Origin of the sequence: Rhizobium tibeticum (assembly GCF_900110205.1) — a bacterium.
Taxonomy (GTDB): Bacteria; Pseudomonadota; Alphaproteobacteria; order Rhizobiales; family Rhizobiaceae; genus Rhizobium; species Rhizobium tibeticum.
In genome coordinates this window covers 35510-41653 of record NZ_FOCV01000040.1, presented here as the reverse complement: position 1 = coordinate 41653, position 6144 = coordinate 35510, and the positions used below count along the sequence as shown (strand labels likewise).

The following is a 6144-nucleotide window of genomic DNA, read 5'->3' as shown; positions in this document are numbered from 1 at the left end:
CACCGCCAGCGATCCGCAACTTCGTGCCCAGTACGAGCATCTGAAGATCAGAGGAACCAACAAGGCGCGGGTGGCGATTGCGCGCAAACTTTTGACGATCGCCTTCCAGATCCTGCGTGACCAACGCGCTTACGAGCAGCGCGGTGAAAGCACCACGGAAGGCGCGTCGACGATATCCCGGTTGTCCTGATGACTGTCTAGCGAGCCCGACAGGACTGGGCTGCGCTCCTCAGGGAGAATGGGAAACCGGGAGCTGAACGCCACTCTGTGACCGAAGCCAGAAGCGGCATCAGGGTCACGAATTGGAGAATGGTTCGAGAACCGCAGGACACTTTTGTCCTGCGGATAAGAGACTTTTAGCCGATCGGCGAAAATGCCGATCACATACCAACAGAACCCAAGGAATAGGCCGCCAGATGGTAGTGTTCTCCCCTTGTGTTCCTTCATTGGAGGCAGTCATGAATCCTTCGATCTTGCAGTTTTCGCCAGGTGCTCTTCTTGCTCCGGCGGTTGACTGGTTGAACACGAACCTGCATCCACTGTTCTCTGCGATCAGCTATGTAGTGGAGGCCGTCCTGTCGGCGATCGAGGCCGCGCTACTTTCAGTGCCGCCCTATGCCCTTATTGCGATCGTCGTCCTTGCAGCCTTCTTTGCGGTGAATCTGCGAGCGGCAATCCTCGCGGGCCTATGCCTGGGATTTTGCCTGATCGTCGGGCTGTGGACGGCGTCGATGCAGACGATTGCGCTCGTGACCGTTGGCGTTTTGATCTCCGTCCTGATCGCGTTTCCCATCGGTGTCCTCTGCTCGCGCCACAAGACGCTTGAAGCCGTTGTGCGACCAGTCCTAGACGTTATGCAGACTGTGCCGCCGTGGGTCTACCTGATCCCCGCAGTGATGATCTTCAGCCTCGGGCGCGTCCCGGCGATCATCGCCACGATCGTCTACGGCATTCCCCCGATGCTGCGACTGACAACATTGGCGTTCGACCAGGTACCGCGCGAGTTCATCGAGCTTGGCAACGCGATCGGCGCCCATCCTCGTTCTGTGCTTTGGAAGATAGAAATCCCGCTGGCCAAGCAGACGCTGATGGTCGGCCTCAATCAATGCATTCTGCTTTCGCTGGCCATGGTCGTTCTGGCAGGCCTGGTAGGGGCGGGTGGACTTGGTGCCGAGGTGACACGTGGTCTGACCCGTATGGAAATGGGCTTGGGCGTGCGCGCGGGGCTCGCAATCGTCGCCGTCGCGCTCCTGCTTGACCGGCTGAGCCGCGGTCTTCTCAATCGCGACGGGGCGCTTCGGACGGCCTGATTTGAGGAGACGTATATGAGAAACAGCTTTTTCTGCATCGACGCGCACACCTGTGGAAACCCGGTGCGTCTCGTTGCCGGCGGGGCGCCGTTGCTACCGCATGCTCCCATGGGCGAGAGGCGCGAATTTTTCGTCCGCGACCACGACTGGGTCCGAAGGGCCTTGATGTTCGAGCCCAGAGGACATGACATCATGTCGGGAGCAATCATCTACCCTGCCTATCGGGACGATTGCGACTTCGCAGTCCTCTTCATCGAGGTAAGCGGCTGCCTTCCGATGTGCGGTGCTGGAACGATAGGCGTCGTGACGGCCGCGATCGAGGAGGGCCTGGTGAAGCCCCGCACATCGGGGCGAGTTTCCATCGAAACCCCCGCAGGACGAGTCGATGTGGCTTATGAAGAAAAGAGCGGGTATGTGGACTCGGTGCGCCTCTATAATGTGCCCAGTTACCTGCACGAACCGGATGTCGGCGTGGATGTGCCTGGAATAGGGCGCCTGCGGGTCGATATCTCTTACGGAGGCAACTACTACGTCGTCGTGGAGCCTCAGGAGAACTGGAGCGGCCTCGACGGTATGACCGCGGCCCAGATTGTCGGTTTCAGCCGGAGGCTCAGGGACGCACTCGCGGACATCTGCGACCCGGTTCATCCCGACGACGAAAGGATTCGCGGCGTCCATCACGCCATCTGGTGTGATCAACCCGTCAATGGGCGCTCCGATGGACGTTGCGCGGTGTTCTATGGAGACAAGGCGATCGACCGGTCGCCTGGTGGAACCGGCACCTCGGCACGTATGGCCCAACTTCATGGAAAGGGGCGGCTTGCGGTCGGCGCAAGCTACCGGCATGAAAGCCTGATTGGCACGGTCTTCGAAGGTAGGGTCGAAGCGGATGCCGAAGTAGGTTCCTATAATGGAATCCTTCCGAGCATTGGCGGCTGGGCGCGAGTCATCGGCCACAACACGATCTTCGTCGATGATCGGGATCCGCTTGCCCACGGCTTCCAGATCAAGTGAATATCACGCTCCACCAGACAGGAGACCATCAAGATGAGACCTGAGGATTTTCGATCCGGAGAGGCTGCTGCAACCCCTAAGCAGCTCAGAGTCGGGTTCGTCCTGGCACGGTCGTTCACTCTTTCGGCCTTCGCGCTCTTCGTTGACACCCTGCGTCTCGCAAGCGACGAGTTCGATCGATCCGGGCGTGTGCTCGCCGACTGGCAGGTACTCGGCAGCACGCGCCACCTCATCGCATCGAGTTGCGGCGTCCAGGTGGCGCCAACTTCTGACTTCGTTGATCCATCCCGGTTCGACTACATCGTGGTTGTCGGTGGTTTGCTGACGGTTGAACGGCCGGTGGACCTGGAGACGATCATGTTCCTGAAACGTGCTTCGTCACAGGGCGTGCCGTTGATCGGACTTTGCACCGGAACCTTTATTCTTGCCGACGTCGGATTGATGGCAAGCCACCAGACCTGCGTGAGCTGGCTTCACGCAAAGGCCTACAAGGAACGATTTCCCGACCTTCCGGTGCGATCGGACCGGTTGTTCAATCTCGATCGGCGGCGTGGATCCTGCGCGGGCGGAAGCAGCGCGGCGGACATGGCAGCGCTGCTCGTGCGGCGCTACATCAGCCGGGAGGCCGAGCGTAATGCATTGGAAGTCCTGCAGATTGAAAAGGCTCGGTCGCCCGGAGACGTGCAGCCCCGCAGGCCGCTCCACGAGAATTACGACGACGACCGCGTAAGAGCCGTCATGATCACCATGGAACAAAACATGGAAGACGGCATATCCATACCGGCTCTTGCATCGTCCGTTGGGCTCTCACGGCGGCAGCTCGAACGGGTTTTCTTGGAGAAGGCCGGGATGTCACCGGCTCAAGCCTATAAACGTGTGCGAATGGAGAGAGCGAAAGTCTTGCTTGCCCACTCGAAGCTGCCGATGATCGAGATCGCCCTCGATGTCGGCTTCGAGAACGCCTCCCACTTCGCGCGCGCCTTCAAGCGGATCTTCGGCGCGACACCCTCGCAAGTGCGCGCGACCTCGGGGCGAGCTCATTAGACATGCGATCGGTAGGAGTGATCAGAGAGCTCTGGCGCTATCCAGTCAGCTCGCTAACCGGCGAAATGGTCGACGCAGTCAAGGTGTCCGGTGACGGAATGGACGGCGACCGGCGATATGCACTCGTCGACGTTTCGACGGGCGTCGTTGCCCATCCCGAGCGCGACAAGCGTTGGCAAAAATCCGTCTATGTGAGGTCACGGACGGCGACGGACGGCACCGTCGAGATACAAGTGCCCGGTCATCAATGGCTCCCCGTCGATGAACCACAGCTCGCGGGCGGCCTAACGGCGTTCTTCGAGTTCGACGTGGCCGTCAGGCCTTACGAGCGCTCTGCGCACGAGAGCGGTGAGACGACCTTCGCGGTCGATAGATACGAGGTGTCTCCTCTTCACCTGCTGACGAGTGCGTCGGTCGACCATCTGCAGTCGCTTCATCCGGCCGGTAGTCCCGACCGGCGCAGATTTCGCCCGAACATCTTTATGGAGGCGAAGGCCGGTATCAGCGGCTTTGCTGAACTAAGCTGGATCGGCGCGCCGATCCAGCTTGGCGAAATAACCGGAAAAGTGATCGCGCCGACGAAGCGATGCGGGTTCACCATCATTGCTCAGGAAGGACTGGAGAGCGATCCGGAAATCCTTCGAAATGTGATGAAGTTCGGCAATCGAAACATGGGTGTCTACTGCCGCCCGAGCCAAGAGGGGTTGCTCCGGGTAGGAGATGTCGTGTCGCTCTCAGACTGACGTCTTCGCAACTGGTTCGATGCCGGCTTCCTTCCAGGCTGCAAGCAGCGCCACAGGCAGCTTGATCTCGCCAAGTTGATCGTCGTCGACCTGGTTTTTGGGGTGGATTCGAACGTGCGGGTCTTGCGCGTCCTTGCTCGCCATGCCATGGCGGGCTGCTTGCTAGCTCGGACATCGGGCGTCGTGCTGGGTTGTCGAAGAGCAGCACCCGCCTTGGCCTTCTCTCCCTCGAGGCAAGTGGCATCATGTCGTCCGAAGGGTCGGGATACGGTCGGCTTTACCGATTGAATACTAAGCACACTCTCTCTGCCGAGGTCGCAAGCCTCGTTGCTGCCGAAGATCGTCGGTTCTCGGCCGTTATCGAAGCCGTGAGAGTTAGCCCTGGTGACAAGAAGGATCTCGTGAAGAGCCTGTGGCTGTACGGCAGCGTCGCGCTGTGCGATTGCAGAAGATCAAGGCGACGCCGCAGTTCGAGAGGTTGCGGTCAGCTCTCCGAGGGCGACGTAAACCGGTTGGCATCGAACTGGTCTGTTGCGGCGACAGGAATGATTTCCCCACCGGACACTGCGGCATCCGGGTAGTGCTGAACCGTGCGGCGGGAAACGCGAGGTGCTCTCATTCCAATCACCTCGCCAGGAGAGTGCAGCGCCCATTTCATCAGTGCCGCACCTGAGGTCGGTCCGAACAAACCTGCGTCTTCCCAGGAAGCAGTCATTGGCAGGGAGGCGATCATGTCCGCCCCCTTTTGCAGGGCCTCGGGTGCAGCAGCGAAAGGTTCGAAGCCGGAATAGGTCGGCAATGCAGATGTCCGTCGATCCGGAAGCGCGTCGATCGCGCCGATCGATGCGGTGTCTAGCTTGGCATCGATACCCGCGTCGCCGCCCAAAGAGGCTGGTCGCATTGCCGGTATTGGAATCGGTAGTGATGAAAGATCCACCGAGGACCGTTCGTCATCTCCGAGCGCGTCGGTCTGCAGCGCCAGCGCATTCAATGCGCGGCTTCGAGGCGTGGGCAGGAGCGCCGTCACGAGGCTCCTGTCCGTGGTGTCGCGGCTCGACGTGGCTGACGTTCCTGCGTCTTCGTCTTCTCCAGCGGTGCTAGCGATTTGGATGGAGGTGGGGCTGACGCGCTTCCTGTAGTTCGCAACTGCCTGGTAATATCCCGGCAGTGGGCGGCCATCCGCTGGAAGATGCATCGTCTGCCCGTTCGGGAATATTCGAGCGAGTTCTTGCCGAGACATGCGCGGCCAAGCGCGGACGTTGCCGACGTCGAGATGCACGAAGGGAGATCCCGAGGTCGGATAGTAGCCGACACCGCCGACCTGCGTCTGCATTGCAAGTGCCCGCAGCGTCGAAAGCTTCACGCCGGGAACGTAGAAGTCCATCGCCTTGCCAAGCATGTGCTGGCTCCTCTCGGCGACGCCCGTGCTCCGCGAGCGGTTACGGAGCATGTTATTGGTGGCCGGAGAACGGTAGGCGGAGACGATGTGGATGTAGTCCTTCGCGCCGCTGCGCTTGTACACTTCCCAGACAAGGTCGAGCAACCGTGGATCCATCCTGGTCGGTTCATTCCTTCGCCAGTCGCGCAGGAACCGATTTATCTGGGAGAGGCCCGTTGGGTCGAACTTTCCGTCGCGCTTGTAGACAATCGTCGCCTTCTCGCCTGTATGGGTAAAAAACAGCTTCAGCGCACGATCTTCCGCGGAGACAAATGATGCAGAGCCGATTAACGGAGGGAGCGCGAACAGGGCCGGCAGTAGGGTCTGCGCGACAAGCCGCTCTACACGCGACAGCAGTGCGACAACCCCGCCGCCCAAGGTTCCTTTAACTGGACACTTCGACACGACTAATCCCGTCCCACAAAAATACTCGACGACGTGCGGGAGCGTCCGCATCCATCGCGCTTAGTAATGCCACGCTATGGTCAACGAACTCTTAACGGTCGGATACGACGCTCGGCGAATTGAGGATCGCGCGGGCCATCCGAGGAAGGCCAGCTTCTCAAACGCGACTGCCGCTTGGGGATCATGGCGA

General features: G+C 60.2%; 6 protein-coding genes and 1 pseudogene. 5 read left to right on the top strand and 2 right to left on the bottom strand.

Going from position 1 to position 6144, the window contains the following annotated elements; all coding sequences use genetic code 11:
* The 5 genes and pseudogenes from BSG20_RS29335 to BSG20_RS29315 all read left to right on the top strand — a co-directional run.
* A pseudogene (locus BSG20_RS29335) lies at window positions 1–190 on the top strand (IS110 family RNA-guided transposase); the annotation flags it as partial.
* 268 nt (window positions 191–458) lie between these two features.
* Entirely contained in the window at window positions 459–1310 is an 852-nt protein-coding gene (locus tag BSG20_RS29330) for an ABC transporter permease (RefSeq protein ID WP_072380999.1), read from the top strand.
* A gap of 15 nt (window positions 1311–1325) precedes the next feature.
* Window positions 1326–2324 (top strand): 4-hydroxyproline epimerase, encoded by a 999-nt coding sequence (locus tag BSG20_RS29325; RefSeq protein WP_072381001.1) that lies wholly within the window; start codon window positions 1326–1328, stop codon window positions 2322–2324.
* 33 nt (window positions 2325–2357) lie between these two features.
* Complete coding sequence (locus BSG20_RS29320; RefSeq protein ID WP_072381003.1) at window positions 2358–3368, top strand: GlxA family transcriptional regulator; 1011 nt, start codon at window positions 2358–2360, stop codon at window positions 3366–3368.
* A gap of 17 nt (window positions 3369–3385) precedes the next feature.
* Window positions 3386–4111, top strand: coding sequence for an MOSC domain-containing protein (locus BSG20_RS29315; RefSeq protein WP_167371616.1), 726 nt, complete (start codon window positions 3386–3388; stop codon window positions 4109–4111).
* Here BSG20_RS29315 and BSG20_RS36710 read toward each other — a convergent pair.
* Window positions 4103–4255 (bottom strand): hypothetical protein, encoded by a 153-nt coding sequence (locus tag BSG20_RS36710; protein ID WP_167371617.1) that lies wholly within the window; start codon window positions 4253–4255, stop codon window positions 4103–4105. The two genes, BSG20_RS29315 and BSG20_RS36710, sit on opposite strands and share 9 nt — an antisense overlap.
* Before the next feature lie 340 nt (window positions 4256–4595).
* Entirely contained in the window at window positions 4596–6005 is a 1410-nt protein-coding gene (locus BSG20_RS29310) for a peptidoglycan L,D-endopeptidase MepK (protein WP_072381007.1), read from the bottom strand.
* Between the last annotated feature and the right edge of the window lie 139 nt (window positions 6006–6144).

Coding starts and splice junctions, on each gene's coding strand:
- BSG20_RS29330 (WP_072380999.1), top strand. CDS start 459: ATGAATCCTTCGATCTTGCAGTTTTCGCCAGGTGCTCTTCTTGCTCCG.
- BSG20_RS29325 (WP_072381001.1), top strand. CDS start 1,326: ATGAGAAACAGCTTTTTCTGCATCGACGCGCACACCTGTGGAAACCCG.
- BSG20_RS29320 (WP_072381003.1), top strand. CDS start 2,358: ATGAGACCTGAGGATTTTCGATCCGGAGAGGCTGCTGCAACCCCTAAG.
- BSG20_RS36710 (WP_167371617.1), bottom strand. CDS start 4,255: ATGGCGAGCAAGGACGCGCAAGACCCGCACGTTCGAATCCACCCCAAA.
- BSG20_RS29310 (WP_072381007.1), bottom strand. CDS start 6,005: ATGCGGACGCTCCCGCACGTCGTCGAGTATTTTTGTGGGACGGGATTA.